Origin of the sequence: Enterococcus sp. CR-Ec1 (assembly GCF_002850555.1) — a bacterium.
GTDB lineage: Bacteria > Bacillota > Bacilli > Lactobacillales > Enterococcaceae > Enterococcus_D > Enterococcus_D entomosocium.
The window spans coordinates 3,251,916-3,269,563 of record NZ_CP025223.1 but is presented as its reverse complement, the minus strand read 5'-3'; the positions used below and the strand labels follow the sequence as shown (position 1 = coordinate 3,269,563).

16 protein-coding genes are annotated in these 17,648 nt (G+C 43.5%); 15 read left to right on the top strand and 1 reads right to left on the bottom strand.

Annotated elements, in window-relative coordinates; genetic code table 11:
• The first annotated feature begins 43 nt into the window (after positions 1-43).
• From CXM95_RS15515 to CXM95_RS15505, 3 genes are all read left to right on the top strand, one after another.
• Positions 44-1,528, top strand: a complete 1,485-nt coding sequence (locus CXM95_RS15515; RefSeq protein ID WP_101699367.1) for an ABC transporter permease — start codon at positions 44-46, stop codon at positions 1,526-1,528.
• Positions 1,529-1,538: 10 nt separating this feature from the next.
• Positions 1,539-2,204 (top strand): ABC transporter ATP-binding protein, encoded by a 666-nt coding sequence (locus CXM95_RS15510; RefSeq protein ID WP_005233653.1) that lies wholly within the window; start codon positions 1,539-1,541, stop codon positions 2,202-2,204.
• A gap of 167 nt (positions 2,205-2,371) precedes the next feature.
• Complete coding sequence (locus tag CXM95_RS15505; protein WP_008379406.1) at positions 2,372-2,824, top strand: YaiI/YqxD family protein; 453 nt, start codon at positions 2,372-2,374, stop codon at positions 2,822-2,824.
• Between the two features lie 52 nt (positions 2,825-2,876).
• On the opposite strand, the gene CXM95_RS15500 is transcribed toward CXM95_RS15505, so the two are convergent.
• The gene (locus tag CXM95_RS15500; RefSeq protein WP_086298287.1) at positions 2,877-4,619 is read right to left on the bottom strand and encodes an ABC1 kinase family protein; all 1,743 of its coding nucleotides are present in this window, start codon (positions 4,617-4,619) and stop codon (positions 2,877-2,879) included.
• 182 nt (positions 4,620-4,801) lie between these two features.
• On the opposite strand from CXM95_RS15500, the gene CXM95_RS15495 reads away from it, so the two are divergent.
• From CXM95_RS15495 to CXM95_RS15440, 12 genes are all read left to right on the top strand, one after another.
• The gene (locus tag CXM95_RS15495; RefSeq protein ID WP_101699366.1) at positions 4,802-5,896 is read left to right on the top strand and encodes a D-alanine--D-alanine ligase; all 1,095 of its coding nucleotides are present in this window, start codon (positions 4,802-4,804) and stop codon (positions 5,894-5,896) included.
• A gap of 86 nt (positions 5,897-5,982) precedes the next feature.
• Positions 5,983-7,332 (top strand): UDP-N-acetylmuramoyl-tripeptide--D-alanyl-D-alanine ligase, encoded by a 1,350-nt coding sequence (locus CXM95_RS15490; protein WP_101699365.1) that lies wholly within the window; start codon positions 5,983-5,985, stop codon positions 7,330-7,332.
• 290 nt (positions 7,333-7,622) lie between these two features.
• The gene (gene cshA, locus CXM95_RS15485; protein ID WP_010749100.1) at positions 7,623-9,149 is read left to right on the top strand and encodes a degradosome RNA helicase CshA; all 1,527 of its coding nucleotides are present in this window, start codon (positions 7,623-7,625) and stop codon (positions 9,147-9,149) included.
• 202 nt (positions 9,150-9,351) lie between these two features.
• Positions 9,352-9,717 carry a holo-ACP synthase gene (acpS, locus tag CXM95_RS15480; RefSeq protein ID WP_005233665.1) on the top strand — a complete coding sequence of 122 codons (366 nt, stop codon included), beginning with the start codon at positions 9,352-9,354 and terminating at the stop codon, positions 9,715-9,717.
• Between the two features lie 121 nt (positions 9,718-9,838).
• Positions 9,839-10,960: an alanine racemase gene (gene alr / locus CXM95_RS15475; protein ID WP_101699364.1), complete on the top strand. Its 1,122-nt coding sequence runs from the start codon at positions 9,839-9,841 to the stop codon at positions 10,958-10,960.
• 9 nt (positions 10,961-10,969) lie between these two features.
• On the top strand, positions 10,970-11,341 hold the full coding sequence (locus tag CXM95_RS15470; protein WP_005227961.1) for a type II toxin-antitoxin system PemK/MazF family toxin: 372 nt from the start codon (positions 10,970-10,972) through the stop codon (positions 11,339-11,341).
• An 8-nt stretch (positions 11,342-11,349) separates the two neighbouring features.
• Entirely contained in the window at positions 11,350-11,646 is a 297-nt protein-coding gene (locus CXM95_RS15465) for a hypothetical protein (RefSeq protein ID WP_016612926.1), read from the top strand.
• Positions 11,647-11,951: 305 nt separating this feature from the next.
• The gene (gene rlmN, locus CXM95_RS15460; protein ID WP_010749104.1) at positions 11,952-13,019 is read left to right on the top strand and encodes a 23S rRNA (adenine(2503)-C(2))-methyltransferase RlmN; all 1,068 of its coding nucleotides are present in this window, start codon (positions 11,952-11,954) and stop codon (positions 13,017-13,019) included.
• 196 nt (positions 13,020-13,215) lie between these two features.
• Positions 13,216-13,899, top strand: a complete 684-nt coding sequence (locus tag CXM95_RS15455) for a DUF969 domain-containing protein (RefSeq protein WP_005233676.1) — start codon at positions 13,216-13,218, stop codon at positions 13,897-13,899.
• Entirely contained in the window at positions 13,900-14,820 is a 921-nt protein-coding gene (locus tag CXM95_RS15450) for a DUF979 domain-containing protein (protein ID WP_005233677.1), read from the top strand.
• Positions 14,821-14,850: 30 nt separating this feature from the next.
• Positions 14,851-15,498 carry a pyroglutamyl-peptidase I gene (gene pcp / locus CXM95_RS15445; RefSeq protein ID WP_008379428.1) on the top strand — a complete coding sequence of 216 codons (648 nt, stop codon included), beginning with the start codon at positions 14,851-14,853 and terminating at the stop codon, positions 15,496-15,498.
• Positions 15,499-15,939: 441 nt separating this feature from the next.
• A complete protein-coding gene (locus CXM95_RS15440; protein WP_005233679.1) occupies positions 15,940-17,601 on the top strand; it encodes a peptide ABC transporter substrate-binding protein in 1,662 nt (553 codons plus the stop codon).
• Positions 17,602-17,648: the final 47 nt, after the last annotated feature.

Sequence of the window (17,648 nt, the reverse complement as noted above, 5' to 3'; positions counted from 1 at the left end):
TTATAGTCGAAAGACAATAAATAGCTATTCAGGAGGAACAAAGATGAATTTTTTGAAACGAGGTCTCCAAAGTTTATGGGCGAAAAAAGGCCGGAGCCTGTTGCTGATCGCCGTATTTTCTGCAATCTTGATTTTTGTATTGGCGGGTCTGACGATTCGCAGTGCGGCACTAGTAGCGACTGAAAATGCCCAGAAAAGTGTTGGCGCAACTGTGACGTTGCAAGCAAACCGCGAGCAGGCTTTTCAGCAAAGGAGCTCTTCTTCTGACAGCGATGACCAAAGCACCCGACCAGATCCAGGGAGTTTTCAATCGACACCAGTAGCGATTACTGATGCCCAAGCGATCGCCGATTTAGACGGGGTTGCCTCATATAGTTTTGAAGTCAGCACCTCTGCTGATGCCGTCAGCGGGATCGAACCGATCTCCAGCAGTGACTCATCGACAGAGTCAGAAGCAACCGATAGCAGCGAGACGGGGCAAATGGACGGTATGCCAGGAGGAATGCCTGGTGGGAATATGAGTACGGGTGATTTCCAAATCACTGGTGTATCAAGCAGTGCGGCGTATACGACTTTTTCGGAAGGAACAGCGACGATCACGGATGGAGAAGGAATTACTTCTGAGGATGAAGGTACGAACCAAGTCCTGATCGAATCCTCACTAGCTGAAGCGAATGATTTGGCGGTCGGAGATACGTTTTCGATCACTGATGCAGAGGACAATGAAGTAGAAGTGACGATCAAGGGAATCTATGAAACGAGTGAAGTTGGCAACAGCATGAGCCAAATGTTTAACTTTCTCAACCCAGCCAACACGATCATTGCCTCTTATACTCTTGCCAATACGTTGAGCGGCAATGAGGACACCATTGATTCAGCAACCTATATCTTGAGTGATCCGTCTGAGATGACAGCATTCGTGGAAGAAGCGGAAGGGTTGATCGATACAGAAACCTACAGCATTCAAACCAACGATCAAATGTATCAGTCGATGCTGACACCATTGAATAATGTCGCTAGCTTTGCAAAAAATATTATTGTGTTAGTTGCTGCTGCCGGTATCATTATTTTGACGTTGATCGTGATGATGTCGATTCGGGAACGTCGCTATGAGATTGGTGTATTGCTCTCTTTAGGCGAGTCACGGGCTAAAGTGATCCTACAGTTTTTCACAGAGATTTTTGTCTGTATGGTGTTTGCTTTAGGGATCGCGGCCGCTAGCGGCAATCTTGTCGGGAATGCCGTCGGAGAGCAATTATTGGCACAACAAACAGAGACAACGACTGATCAAGCAGCCACTGAAAACGCTGGTCCTGGAGGCGGGGAGATGCCGCAAATGGGCGGAAATCGTGGTGGTTCTTTCCCATCCTTCACCCAATCAGCAGAAGTGGAGTCCTTGGAGATCACCGTTTCCCCTCAACAAATTGGTTTATTGGCATTACTCGGTCTAGGGATCAGTTTTGGCTCGATCTTACTCTCTTCCGCGGGCATTTTGCGGTTGAATCCGAAAAAAATCTTGGTTTCTTAGGAGGAACGACATGACATTACGAACAGAACAATTAGGATATTGGTATCAAAGCGAAGCAGAAGCGCTGTTTCGTGACGTTGATTTGACCTTTGAACCTGGCAAGATGTATGCGATCTTAGGTTCCAGCGGATCGGGGAAAACAACTTTCCTGTCACTGATCACGGGCCTAGATACACCGAAAGAAGGAAAGATTTTCTACAATGAAGAAACGTTAGCAAAAATCGGATTGCGAGAATACCGCCGCAAAGATGTTTCCATCGTGTTCCAAGCGTATAATCTATTGCCTTATATGTCGGCACTGGACAATGTGATCACAGCCATGGCGATCGCGAAGTCGCAGCAAGCCGATAAAAAGGCCTATGCTTTAGCCAACTTAGCCAAAGTTGGCATCACGGAAGAGCTGGCACTGAAAAAAGTGACCCAATTATCGGGTGGGCAACAGCAGCGGGTCGCTATCGTTCGCGCGTTGTGCTGTGAACATGAGCTGATCGTAGCCGATGAACCGACTGGAAATTTGGATGAAACGACATCTAAAGAAATCGTCAAACTGTTTCAAGAAATTGCCCATGAGCAAAAAAAATGTATCATCTTAGTGACCCATGAACAAGAAGTAGCAAAGGCTTGCGATGTCGTTTATGAGTTGAAGGAACGAGCATTTTCTAAAATTGAAAGGTGAGCTTTGCGTATGGTAACTGCTAGTTAGTGAGACAAAGATCGTCATTCTTATTCCCTCATTGAGCAAGACTGAAATGAAAATACCGCAAAGTCTGCTTGCATCTTCTAGGTGCTCCTCTTACAATAGAAGTAATTGTAAAAGAAGGAACTTTTGAGAGGAGCAAGCAGATGCGGCTTTTTATTGACGGCGACGGTTCGCCGGTGAAAAATGAAGTGATTGAACTGGCTCAGCAGTATCAGCTGCCGGTAGTGATCGTGACCAGTGTCGATCATTATACGACCAAAGACTATCCCGCCCATGTCCACTTTGTCTATGTCGACAAAGGCTCGGATCGCGCGGATTATGAAATCGTGAAGGAGATAGAACCCGGCGATTTTCTCGTCACCCAAGATTATGGCTTAGCCTCGTTAGTCTTGCCCAAAAAAGCACGAGTTTTTCACCATAACAGTACAGAGTATTTGCCAGAAACGATCGATTTTTTATTAGGTCAACGCTACTTAGGTGCGCAGATGCGTAAAGCAGGCAAGCGCACAAAAGGACCGAAGCCCTTTACGAAAGAGGATCGGGAAGTCTTCAAACGAATCTTTGAAAACGAATTGCGACAGACCCTTGCAAAATAAGCACCCTCAAGACCCAGCTTCTGCATGAAACACGGGAATTGAAGGTGCTTATTTATTTCTTACGAAAACGATCATAAAAGTATTTGCCGACTAAAGCTACGATCGCGAAAAATGCCAAGGTATATCCGAAGATCCCCATCTGATGGACGAAGGCTCCTTGTTGCGGGCTGGCGACCACCAATAAGGAAGAGCCAAGGATGACCGCAGCTAGAATAATACCGATCACCAGTCGATTGACCATCTGATCAAAGCGATCCAATAGCTGTTTTTGTTCGCGGATCTCTAAATTTAACCGGTGTTTACCAGTCGCAAAAGTGTCTAAGACAGCCAAGGTTCGATCAGGAAGATGGCTAAGTGCCCGCAAGCTTTTTGCGGTTGCCAAGGCGCTTTTTTTCACCTCGTCTTCAATACTCAGCTGCTGTAAGAAATATTTTTGTGCAAAAGGCTGAGTGACTTCCATCATTGATAATTCGGGGTCTAAGGCTTTGATCACACCTTCCAAGGTGCCAAAAGCCTTAATCAGCAAGGTGATGTCTCGATGCATCTGCAGTTGGTTATCATGGCAGATCGTGATGACTTCCCCCATCACTTTTTGCAAGTCGATATCCTTTAGCGGCATATTATAGTAGTTTTCAACAAATTTTTGAAGATCCTGATAGAAGGCGACTTCATCAAAGGAACTGCCGCTGCTGTTGCACAAACGCAAGACAGCTTTGCCGACTTCTTGGGTGTCTTGGGTATACAAAGCAATCAATGCATCAGCTAAGCGACTGCGTAATGACTGATCCAAGTGTCCCATCATCCCAAAATCTAAGAAAATCACTTGGTAAGGCGGCATAATCGCTTCTTCTTGCCACTTCAATGAATAATCAACACCGCCGAGGACACCGACGCGCTGTTTGACTTGGAATGGTTTTGGTCGGTTGGTTTGATCTGTGAAGACATGTAAAAAAAGATTGCCAGGATGCGGATCAGCGTGAAAGAAGCCATCTTCAAAGACTTGCTTCATAAAGTTTTCGACTAATAGCGTTCCCACTTGTTTTTTCACTGCTTTCACGGACTGATTGTCATAAACGATATCTTGATTGCTGCGGGTCAGCAAGCAGTTCAAACTTTCACCGGCCATGTAATCCATGACTAATACTTTTTGGGTGCACCATTCGGGATAAACTTTTGGCAATGCCAATTGCGGGTTTTGGTGATTGTTTCGGTAGAATTCCTGCGCATTTTTCATCTCTTGCAAAAAATTCGTTTCATTGGCAAGGGATCGTCTGACTTCGCTTAACACGCTTTTTAAATCCACCACATTGGCTTCTGGAATTGCACGAACTAACGGTAGAGCCTTTTCAAAAAGATCGAGATCTACTTGAATCGCCGCAATGATTCCCGGATGCTGCACTTTGACGATCACTTCTTTGCCGCTGATCAAGTTTGCTCGGTGGGCTTGTCCGATGGAAGCTGAGGCGACTGGGATTTCATCAAAAGCGGAAAAAACTTTCGTTAGTGGCTGCTGTAGTTCTGCTTCCAGCAGTGCTTTGACCTTGGGAAATGGATCGCTTTTGACATTGTCTTGTAACTGCTTGAAGGCATCAACGAAAGTGCTGGAAAGCAGGTCATTGCGGACCGAAAGCATCTGCCCGATTTTGATAAATGTTGGTCCTAATTCTTCAAACGCTTGACGCACCATTTCGGGATGCTGCTGTTTGCTGATATTTTGAACGACTTTGTATTTCAAAAAGACTTGAAGGATTTGTTTTAATCGTCCTTTTCTAGAAGGAGCAGTTTGTTCTGTCATAGGTCCCACCTCTTTAAACGTGCCGTGATATATTCATAGTACTGACAAAATGAAAAACATTCAACTAACGACTGTGTAAGCTTAAAGAAATTTCTGCAAGATTTAATGCCGGTTGGTCGATTTTGTGCTAAAATGTGGAAGACTTAGTTTGGTAGAATCAATGAATACAGGAGGAAATTCTTTTGAAAATCATTTTATTATACGGGGGACGCAGTGCAGAGCATGAGGTATCACTGTTATCCGCTTTTTCAGTTGTTAATGCTGTATATTATAATTACTACCAAGTTCAATTAGTAATGATCACTAAAGAAGGACGCTGGTTAAAAGGCCCATTATTGTCTGAGGCGCCAACGTCACCAGATACTTTGGCATTGACCAACGAAGAGACCAAAAGGGAAGAAATTTCACCTGGGGCCATCTATGAAGAAGACGCGATCGTCTTTCCATTGCTCCATGGACCAAACGGCGAAGACGGCACGATCCAAGGGTTTTTAGAAACCATCGGAATGCCTTATGTCGGTGCTGGTGTCTTGACTAGTGCCTGTGGGATGGACAAAATCATGACCAAGTACATCTTGCAAGCTGCGGGAATTCCGCAAGTTCCGTATGTACCAGTCTTGAAAAATGCGTGGAAAGAAAATCCGAAAAAGATTTTCGATCAATGCGAAGGCAGTCTCCTTTATCCGATGTTTGTCAAACCAGCCAACATGGGATCAAGTGTCGGTATCTCGAAAGCCGAGAACCGCGAAGAACTGCAAAATGCGTTGCAAGAAGCGTATCGCTACGATACCCGAGCGATCGTTGAACAAGGAATCGAAGCCCGTGAGATCGAAGTCGCTGTTCTTGGAAACGAAGACGTGCGGACCACCATGCCGGGAGAAATCGTAAAAGATGTTGCGTTTTATGATTACAATTCCAAATACATTGACAACCGAATCGAGATGCAGATTCCTGCACAAATTCCCGAAGAAACACAAGCCAAAGCCCAAGAGTTTGCGAAAAAAGCCTATACGATGTTGGGCGGCAGTGGGTTGAGCCGTTGTGATTTCTTTTTGACTAATAAAAATGAGCTCTTTTTAAATGAGCTGAACACGATGCCAGGGTTCACTGAATTTAGCATGTACCCACTGTTATGGGAGAAGACCGGCTTGCCTTATGGGGATTTGATTGAAGAATTGATCCAATTAGGGATGAATCGTTTCAATCAAAGACGTTCGTTCTTGACCAACGTAGAAGCAACCGAAACGGAAGCAGAAAACGAAAACGAAGCAGAATAAATAGCAGGAAGAAAGCCAGCTCAACTCAAGGAAAATACTTGAAGCGATCTTGGGCTTTCTTTTTTTGTAAAAAAGGAGCGAAACTGATGAATTTTACTGTAAAAGAAGCCGCTGCCGTATTTGGTCAGCCAATTGAAAATGAGACACCACTTGCCTCTGTGGAGTTTGACAGCCGTCTAATCAAAGAAAACAGTCTTTTTGTTCCCTTGGCGGGGACTCGGGATGGACATGAATTTGCCCAACAAGCCAAAGACAATGGTGCGATCGCGACATTGTGGAGTCATCCCACCATCCAACCACCGCAAGGCATCCTTGTGATCCCCGTCAAGGATACTGTCAAAGCGTTCCAACAGTTAGCACGAGCCTACAAAGAAAAACTTGCGCCAAAAATCATCGCTATTACCGGAAGTAATGGGAAAACAACCACAAAAGATATGGTAGACGCGGTTATGGCACAAAAATACCAGACCTACAAAACTCAAGGTAACCATAACAATGAACTAGGCGTGCCTTTGACTATCTTGCATGCACCAGAAGATACGCAAGTGTTGATTTTAGAAATGGGAATGGACCATGCAGGAGAGATCGAAGTCCTTTCGCGCTTAGCAGAACCTGATGCAGCGGCGATCACTTTGATTGGCGAAGCCCACATTGAAAACTTAGGGTCCAGAGAAGGGATCGCCAAAGCCAAAATGGAGATCACCGCAGGATTGAAAAAAGACGGCTTCTTTATGATGCCGGTGGATGAACCATTGTTAGACCCCTTTGTTCCTAACTTGACGCAGACCATTGAAACTTTTGGCTTAACAGAGGGAGATCTGCAAGGAGACATCGTAGAGGAATCGCAAGATCAAACGATTTTTACGGTAGCAGGTACGACTTTTACCTTACCGGTATTAGGCGGTTATAATGTCAAAAATGCCTTGATCGCGATTGGTTTAGGACGTCATTTTGGTGTATCAAATGAAGCCATCAAGGAGGGCTTGGCGCATTTTCAATTAACGAAAAATCGGACCCAATGGGTGACTGCCGGTAATGGAGCAGCGATTTTGAGCGATATTTACAATGCCAATCCGACTGCCATGGGTCTCGTATTGGATAGTTTCCGCAAATTGCCGTTAGAAGGAAGACGGATCGCCGTATTGGCAGATATGCTTGAATTAGGACCAGATTCTGCACAAATGCACGAGCAGATGGCCGCACATTTAGATGACTCGTTCCAACTAGTTTTTCTTTATGGCAAAGAAATGCAAGCATTGCAAAAACGACTAGCTCAGTCACCACTTGCTGACAAGGTGCGCTATTTTGCGACAGATGAAAAACCACAACTGATCGCCTCCTTAAAGGAAACTTTAGAACCTTCCGACAGCTTGGTAATCAAAGGGAGCAATGGCATGGGCTTGAGCGAAGTCGTTGATGCACTAAAAGGAATGTAAAGCGGAGTTGAAATCTTGCTGAAACTTTCAAAACGTGTTATACTTATCTAACGCCGAAAGATGAAGCACAGAATGATTACTGTAAAAAACATTGACGTTTTGAGATAAAATGATGGCTGAGACAAACAACACTTGTTTTAGCCTTTTATAATGCCTTCGTGAAGCGGTTTTTCGGTACCGAGAGAAAGATAAGAGTAAATGGGACTACTCTTGTGTTTCTGAAGAACTAACCTACGCTTCGATGATAGAAAAACAGGCATCGAAAAGATGACCAGCCTAGGAGGATCCATTTGAAATTTAAAGATCTAGAATTATCCAACGAATTATTGACTTCTGTTGAGCGTGCCGGCTTTGAAGAAGCAACACCCATCCAAGAAGCAACGATTCCATTAGCCTTAGCAGGCAAAGACGTGATCGGTCAAGCACAGACCGGTACTGGTAAAACCGCCGCATTTGGTTTGCCAATGTTAGAAAAAATCGACCCAGCGAACCATCAACTACAAGGATTAGTGATTGCCCCAACCCGTGAATTAGCGATCCAAACCCAAGAAGAATTGTATCGTCTTGGTAAAGACAAAAAAATTCGCGTTCAAGCAGTTTACGGTGGAGCCGATATTGGCCGTCAAATCCGTCAATTAAAAGATCGTCCCCATATCGTAGTTGGTACGCCAGGACGTATGTTAGACCATATCAACCGCCACACCTTAAAATTAGGTACGGTTGAAACGCTTGTATTAGATGAAGCAGACGAAATGTTGAACATGGGCTTCTTGGAAGATATTGAAAAAATCATCAGCCAAGTGCCAGATGTTCGTCAAACGTTGCTATTTTCAGCAACAATGCCGCCAGCAATCAAAAATATCGGCGTGAAATTCATGAAAGAGCCTGAACATGTTCAAATCAAAGCCAAAGAAATGACCGCTGATTTGATTGATCAATACTATGTTCGCTCAAAAGATTACGAAAAATTCGATGTCATGACTCGTTTGTTGGATGTGCAATCACCAGAATTGACGATCGTTTTCGGTCGTACGAAACGTCGTGTTGATGAATTGGCACGTGGTTTAGAAGCCCGTGGCTACAAAGCTGAAGGCATTCATGGGGACCTTTCTCAACAAAAACGGATGAGCGTTTTACGTTCATTTAAGAGTGGTCAATTAGATATCTTAGTTGCCACAGACGTAGCAGCTCGCGGATTAGATATTTCTGGTGTTACACACGTTTACAACTACGATATCCCTCAAGATCCTGAAAGCTATGTTCACCGGATCGGACGTACAGGTCGTGCCGGAAAAGGCGGAATGTCAGTGACTTTCGTTACACCAAACGAAATGAGCTACTTGCATGTCATTGAAAACTTAACGAAAAAACGGATGACACCAATGCGCCCACCAACCGAAAAAGAAGCATTTAAAGGTCAATTAGGTGCCGCAATCGAATCTGTTGAAACAAAATTGGATGAAAATGGTTTGGATAAATACTTGCAAGCAGCCGACGATCTTTTGGAACGTTATTCTGCACAAGATTTAGCAGCACTGCTTCTAAAAACAATGGCGAAAGATCCAGCTGATTTAGAACCAGTCAAAATTACACCAGAACGCCCATTACCTCAAGGAAAAAAATCATTCAATAAAAACGGACGTCGCAGCAATAACAGCAATGGCGGCAATCGTAACCGCAAAGAAAACGGTGGGAACCGTGGCGGCGGCAACGGCAATAAAGCCCGTGGTAACTATTCAAAAGATGGTGCCCGTAAAAACAATCGCCGTAGCAACGACAAAAAACGCGGTTTCGTTATCAGAAATAACCAAGACTAATTGAGTTTGTGGACCTTGTAAGGAAACTTGCAAGGTCTTTTTTATATAAAAAACAAATACGAGCAATTGAAAATCTTAATCTCCGTATAAACTCGTCAGATTTGAATGGTAATTCGCCATTTTTTTGGTAGAATGGTAACTAGCTAAACAAGGGCCAATTCCAATTTGGAAACCCCTATCTTAAGTAAAGGTAGCGAGAAGAATGATTAAAGGAATCGGGATCGATGCAGTCGAGCTGCCTCGAATGAAAGAATTAATTGAAAAAAAACCTCAGTTTATAACGCGTATTTTAACAGAGAAGGAAGCAAAATTATTTGCCCGTTTGCCCCTGAAACGTCAGGTAGAGTTCCTCGGGGGGCGCTATGCCTGCAAAGAAGCGTTCTCCAAAGCTTGGGGGACGGGGATCGGCAAAGTTTCTTTTCATGATATTGAAGTCTTGACCAATGAATTCGGTGCACCGATCGTTACCAAAGCACCGCACCCTTTAGAAAAAACGTTTGTCAGTATCACCCATACAAATGATACTGCCTTTGCACAAATTATCTTAGAAGTATCGGATAGTGAGTAACCTGAGTGGAAGTCGTCACTTGGTGAAAAAACGACGATACTTTATGGACGAACAGCCGACTACATAAAACCAACTTAATTTGTTTGTCTGATCAAGCATTAGTAGAAAGAAGGAACTGGAAATGGTGGTTGCTTACCATAGACCAACGAAAGCGATTATTGATACGACCGCGATTACCGAAAACATCAAAAATGAGATTGCTCACTTACCAAGCGAGACGTTTCTTTTTGCGGTGGTAAAAGCTAATGGGTACGGGCACGGAGCGGTACAAGCTGCTCAAGCAGCCAAAGAAGGCGGTGCAGCCGGTTTTTGCGTTGCGACGATCGATGAGGCAATCGAATTGCGAGAAGCAGGAATCACTGACCCGCTGCTGATTTTAGGGGTTGTGAACGTGCAAGATATTCCCTTACTTGCAGAATACGATTTTTCTTTTCCAGTCGCTTCGATGGACTGGTTGGTAGAAGCCGGTACTTATTTGGAAGAGAATCCTATAAAGACACCGCTTAAAGTACATGTCAAAGTGGATACCGGCATGGGGAGAATCGGTTTTTTGACCCCAGAAGAAGTGCTTCAAGCCGTTCTTTGGTTGGAAACTCATCCCACATTTGATTGGGAAGGAATCTTTACCCATTTCTCCACAGCCGATCAAGCTGATACAACTTATTGGGAAACACAGCACCAGCGGTTTAAAGAAGTCTTAACTGTTTTGCCGTATTTGCCGACATATATACATACAGGCAATAGCGCGACCTCCTTGTGGCACAAAGAGGCCGTTGGGAATATGGTCCGTTTTGGGATCGCGATGTATGGATTGAATCCGTCAGGTCATGCATTGAAGGAACCATTTTCCTTAAAACCAGCCCTTTCACTTGTTTCTGAACTGATCCAAGTGAAATTACTTGAAAAAGGAGCGGGGATTGGCTATGGTGAGACATATATCACGCCCCGTCAGGAATGGATCGGCACTGTGCCTATCGGTTATGCGGATGGCTGGTTACGAAAAATGCAAGGCTTCTCACTCTTAGTAGAAGGCGAACCTTGTGAAATCGTCGGTCGGGTGTGTATGGATCAACTGATGATTCGTTTGCCGCGAGCCTTTGCTGTCGGTACAACGGTCACGTTGATTGGTGAGAATCATGGGAAACGAATTACGATGCAGGATGTTGCAGACCAGTTAGAAACGATTCACTATGAAGTAGCGTGCACCCTCTCAGCAAGGGTTCCGCGAGAATATAAAAGTTAGGGTGGTCCTATGGTAAAAAGGGGAGATATTTATTTTGCCGATCTTTCACCAGTCGTTGGATCGGAGCAAGGCGGAATACGACCGGTCTTGATCATTCAAAATGACTTGGGCAATCACTTCAGTCCCACCGTGATCATTGCGGCGATCACGGCAAAAATGGCGAAGCCGAAATTACCAACCCACATTGGGATTTCCGCTTCTTGCACAGGGATTGGCAAAGACTCCGTCATTTTGATGGAACAGATCCGCACGATCGACAAAAGTCGGTTGAAAGAAAAAGTTTGTCATTTAGACGATAAAGTGATGTGTGAAGTCGATGCTGCTTTGATGATCAGTATTGGTGTGGAGCCGACCTTTGCTACATCAACGATCGAGGTGTAAAACAAGCAATGGGGTATGTAGTATTAATAGTAGTTGTCATTTTATTGATTCTCTTTACTTATAAACATATTCGCCGTTTTCTTTCAGAAACCAAAAAGCGCAACGAAACCATGGAACAAGGGTATTACCTTGTCAGTCATACATATGAAGAGAAACGGGAACAGACCCATTATTACGGCGTTTTTCAACAAGGAGACAAAGAACTGATATTAGAAATGTCACTCCAGCTTTATTTACAGCTACAGCCACCGCAACGGGGGATGTTGACCGCCAAAGAAGGCCGAGTCCTTTCTTTTGAAGGGTGATCATGTGAAGAAAGCAGTGCCCATGAGAGAGTATCTCTTCAAGGAAAAGCAAACAAGCAGGAAAGAGCTGCTCCATTTATTTCACAGGAGTTGGTTCATTCACTGCTTGTTTTTTATGACTAAAATGTTTGTGAGAGCTATTTCAAGTAAGATGGCGTGATGGATGGGAACATTGAGCATCGAAAAAATGATCAACCAGCGCAGTAGAGCAACGGTTTTGCTTTGACAAACAACCAAGGTACGGTTGCTTTTCACAAAGAATTCAGTTATAGTATGTAGCGACTAGTTTGAAAAGAGGGAAAAAAGTGAACCCATCGATTTATGGACTTACCAAATCAGATCTATCTTTGTGGATAACTGAACAAAATGAAAAGAAATTTCGAGCCAACCAAGTGTGGGAGTGGCTCTATGAAAAACGAGTAACCAGCTTTGAAGAAATGACCAATTTACCGAAACCTTTGATTGAGAAACTGACGGCAGCCTTTGTGATCAATCCCCTGAAGCAGATGGTGGTACAAGAAGCCAGTGATGGGACCGTCAAGTATTTATTTCAATTGCCCGACAATCACATGATTGAAACGGTCTTGATGCGTCAAGAGTATGGCATGTCGGTTTGTGTGACGACCCAAGTCGGTTGCAACATCGGCTGTACCTTTTGTGCCAGTGGGTTATTAAAGAAACAGCGGGATTTAACAGCAGGCGAGATCGTGGCTCAAATCATGTTAGTACAACACTATTTTGATGAACGCAACGAGGGAGAACGGGTCTCTCACGTAGTCGTCATGGGGATCGGCGAACCCTTTGATAACTATGACAATGTGATGCATTTCTTGCAGATTATTAACGACCCAAAAGGTTTAGCGATCGGTGCGCGGCATATTACCGTGTCAACCAGCGGCTTGGCGCATAAAATCAAAGAGTTTGCGGAGAACGGCTTGCAAGTGAACCTAGCGATTTCGCTGCATGCCCCAAATAATGAAGTCAGAACCTCCATGATGCGGATCAATCGGAGCTTCCCGATTGAAAAACTGATGGCAGCGGTCGATTATTATTTAGAAAAAACCAATCGTCGCATCACGTTTGAGTATATCATGCTGGATCATGTCAACGACCGACCGGAACATGCCCGTCAGTTGGCAGCATTATTGAAGGATAAAAAGAAATTGTCTTACGTCAACTTGATTCCTTATAACCCAGTGAGTGAGCATGACCAATATGCTCGAAGTAAAAAAGCCGATGTGTTAGCTTTTTATGACATTTTAAAGAAAAACGGCATCAACTGTGTGATTCGTAAAGAACATGGGACAGATATCGACGCAGCATGCGGACAGCTGCGAAGCAAACAAATGAAAAAAGAAGCTTCTGCTTCTTAAACAAAAAAAACCAAAAGAAGGACTGCACAAGCGCAGTTCTTCTTTTGGTTTTTTATTATCTAAGCAATTAAAAAACGCCTTAAAGAAAGCGTATTCCTGTAAAGAAAATTCAAAAAACATTGTTTTACAAGAAAAAAATAGATTATACTAAAAGCTGGTATTCATTAAAAATAACTTACTGTGAAAGGATGATTTGATGGAATGGATTAAATTAATTGGTATTCTAGTTATTTTAGTCGGCTTTTTGCTGAAGCTAGATACTATTGCTGTCGTAATCGTTGCTGGTTTTGTCACCGCGCTTGTATCGGGAATTTCTGTTGTTGATTTTTTAACAATGTTAGGAGAAGCGTTTGTCAATAATCGACTCGTGACACTGTTCTTGTTGACATTACCAATGGTCGGCTTGTCGGAACGTTTTGGCTTGAAACAGCAGGCCGTCATATTGATTGAAAAAATCAAAGGCTTGACACCAGGGAAGTTTTTGAGTTTGTACTTATTTATTCGGGAACTTGCTGGCTTTTTCTCTATTCGGATCCAAGGACATACGCAATTTATCCGCCCAATCGTTAACCCGATGGCGCAAGCTGCTGGGGAAAATAAATTTGGGGAACTGGATGAAAAAGATCAGGAAAAAATCAAAGCTCGGGCTGCCGCTAATGAAAATTTCGGGAATTTCTTTGCCCAAAATACCTTCGTGGCTGCTTCTGGTGTGCTGTTGATCGTAGGAACGTTGCAATCACTTGGATATGATGTGGCAGCTAGTTCGATCGCTCAAGCATCATTGCCGATCGCATTGATCGTCTTAGTTATTGCCACGTTATCGAACTTGCTCTTTGATCGCAAATTAGCAAAAAAATATGGCAAGAAGGAGGAGAAATAGATGGAAGGAATCGTTAACGGATTACTAGAATTCTTTTATATCTTGATTGGGCTGCTGTCGATCATGACGGCTGTCCGGGTTTTTCGTGAAGCAGACCATCCTACACGATTAGGCACCTCTGCCTTTTGGTTACTGCTAGGGGTCGTCTTTGCTTTCGGAAATTTTTTGCCGTATCTTGTGGACGGAATTTTGATCGTTTTGATGGGCTGTTTGACCTTCTTCAAACAAGTACAGATCGGTAAAATCGTCGACGTTGATGATGAAAAAGCCGAAGCGTCAGCAAAACGGATCGGTAGTACGATCTTCGTACCATGTATCAGCTTGGCATTGATCGCTGTGGTGATTTCTTATACACCATTAGGGGGCCAAGTGGGGATCGGGATCGCGTCGATCTTAGCACTCTTGTTGGCAGTCGTGCTAACTTCCGCTAAACCAAAAACAGTGTTAGACGATTCCGACCGGATGCTTCGCCAAGTCGGAACTGCCGGTATCTTGCCGCAGTTATTAGCAGCACTAGGTGTCATTTTTAACGCTGCTGGTGTTGGTGATGTGATTTCTCAAGGAATCTCTGGCGTCGTGCCAGAAGGCAATCGTTTTATCGGTGTCGTGGCTTACTGTTTAGGAATGATGATCTTTACTATGATCATGGGAAATGGCTTTGCAGCATTTACCGTTATAACTGCCGGTATTGGCGTACCTTTCGTAATGGCGCAAGGCGGCGATCCAGTTGTTGCTGGCGCTTTAGCAATGACCGCTGGTTTTTGCGGCACGTTGCTGACCCCGATGGCAGCCAATTTCAATGCACTGCCAGTGGCTTTGTTAGAGATGAAAGACCCTAATGGTGTCATTAAAGCACAAGCCCCAATTGCTTTATTATTGTTAGTGATCCACATCGCTTTAATGTACTTTTGGGCATTTTAGTGGTAAAACAGAGATGGAAGGATGATGGAAATGAAACTATTAATTACCGGATTTGATCCATTTGGCGGAGAAGCAATCAATCCTGCCTTAGAAGCAGTGAAATTACTGCCAGATACAATTCATGGTGCACAGATCGTGAAAGCAGAGATCCCCACTGTATTTGGGAAATCAGCGGCGATCGTCGAAGAGAAAATTGAAGAGGTCCACCCAGATGTCGTCTTAAACATCGGTCAAGCGGGCGGCCGGTTTGCCATCTCACCAGAACGAGTGGCAATCAATGTGGATGATGCTCGGATTCCTGATAATGAAGGCAATCAACCCGTCGATGAAGCGATCCAAACAGAAGGAAAGCCTGCCTACTTCACACAACTGCCAATCAAAGCAATGGTAGAAAATATGAAAAAAGCAGGAATACCTGCAGCCGTTTCTAATACTGCTGGAACCTTCGTCTGCAACCACATCATGTATCAAGTACAATACATGATCGATACAAAATACCCTGAAATGAAAGGCGGTTTTATTCACGTGCCATTTATTCCTCAGCAAGTCGTCGATAAAGCAGGACAGCCTGCAATGAGCATCGAAGACATCGCCAAAGGATTAACTGCAGCAGTGGAAGCTATCGTTGATTATGCCGACAAAGAAGATTTAAAAGCGATTGGCGGCGCGATCCATTAATCATTGAAGGACATCCTTTCGAGGACAAAACAAAAGTTCTTAAAATGAAAAGACCTGATCAGTAAGCATGCGATCAGGTCTTTTTTGTCTGAATTTGATAAGAAATCATCCTTGTTTTCTGCATGTTTGCTTTTCTATCAGACATTTCTCATTTTGATGACTGAAATGAAAAAAGCAGACAGAAAATGAATGTAAGTTACATTTAACCATGTTTTTTTATTATTTTTTTCGCTTTATTTCTTATAAATAAAGAAAGGAAAAATAGCATTTAACGAATGTTTGATGAGAGTAAGGTAAGTAAATACCAAGAAAACTTTCTTCCGAAGGTGTTTTTTATCGAAAAAGGGATTGCTTTTTTAATAATTATTAATTAAAATCTTATCTAACTTCAGAAATCGAATGATTATTCTGAAAATTAATTCAATTAAGGGGTAGGACAGGATGAAAAATAAATGGGCCTATGGTTTAGTAGCTGTGTGTGGCGTGGTGTTAGCCGGCTGTACAACAGGCGGAACAAATAGTTCAAGCAATGACACAGCAACTAGCGGCGATAGCAACGCAGAACAAGTATTTAACGTAGTGGTTTCACAAGAAATGCCAAGTGCGGATCTTTCATTAGCAACCGATACGATCAGCTTCAGTGCATTGAACAATGTATATGAAGGACTGTATCGTTTGGATGCTGACAGCACACCACAACCTGCTGGTGCAGCTGAAGCAGCTGAAGTCAGCGAGGATGGACTGACTTACAAGATCAAATTGCGCGAAGATGCGAAATGGTCAAATGGTGACCCTGTTACAGCAGCGGATTATGTCTATGGCTGGCAACGGACGGTCAAACCTGAAACTGCATCAGAATACGCGTATCTATTTTCACCAGTCAAAAATGCGGATGCCATCACGGCAGGCGATACGGATCCATCAGAGCTAGGCATCAAAGCAGTGGGGGATTATGAATTAGAAATCACCCTAGAAAAAGCAACACCTTACTTTGATTACTTATTAGCATTCCCATCATTCTTCCCGCAAAATCAAAAAGTAGTGGAAGAAAATGGCGATCAATATGCATCAACAAGCGACAATGCCGTTTATAATGGACCATTTGTCCTGACTGGTTTTGATGGGCCAGGAACGGATACAGAATGGGCTTATGAAAAGAACGATCAGTATTGGGACAAAGACACTGTTAAATTACAAACAATCAACGTAAGCGTCGTGAAAGAATCCTCAACTGCCTTGAATCTTTTCCAAGATGGTCAAGCAGATGATGTCATCCTAACAGGTGAACTGGCGCAACAGATGGCTAACGACGAAGCATTCGTTTCTCAACCAGAAGCAACGACTTCTTACTTAGAATTGAATCAACGTGATGAAGATTCACCTTTCCGTAACGAAAACTTGCGTAAAGCAATCTCTTATGCGATCGACCGTGATGCCTTAGTAACATCGATCTTAGGTGATGGTTCAATTGCTTCAAGTGGTTTGGTTCCAGAAGGCATGACTTTCAGCCCTGGCGATCATACAGACTTCACAGAAGCAGCTGGCAGCGTCATTAGCTACGATCAAGAGAAAGCAAAAGAATATTGGGAAAAAGCCAAAGAAGAATTAGGAATCGATTCATTAGAATTTGATATCTTAGCTTCTGATACAGACTCAACCAAGAAAATCATTGAGTACTTGCAAGACACGATCGAAAAAACATTGGACGGTGTGAAAGTCACGTTAAGTCCAGTTCCATTCTCTGTTCGTTTGGATCGTTCAAATGCGGGTGATTTTGATACAGTAATGGGCGGTTGGGGTGCTGACTATGCCGATGCAAGTAGCTTTACTGACTTGTTTACGACAGGTAACTCATACAACCGTGGTCAATGGAGCAGTGAAGAATACGATGCAGCTGTAAAAGCAGCAGGTACGACCAATGCCAATGACCCTGACAAACGTTGGGAAGATTTAGTCAATGCAGAAAAAATCATTATGAATGAACAAGGTGTCATTCCAGTTTATCAAAAAGCGGAAGCACATTTACGTGCAACAAAAGTCAAAGGTGTTGTTGCTCACGCAGCGGGCGCACAATACGACTACAAGTGGACATCAATCGAATAATCACGAGTAGTTGACTTGAAATGCCGAAGAAAAGGCTGGGACAATTT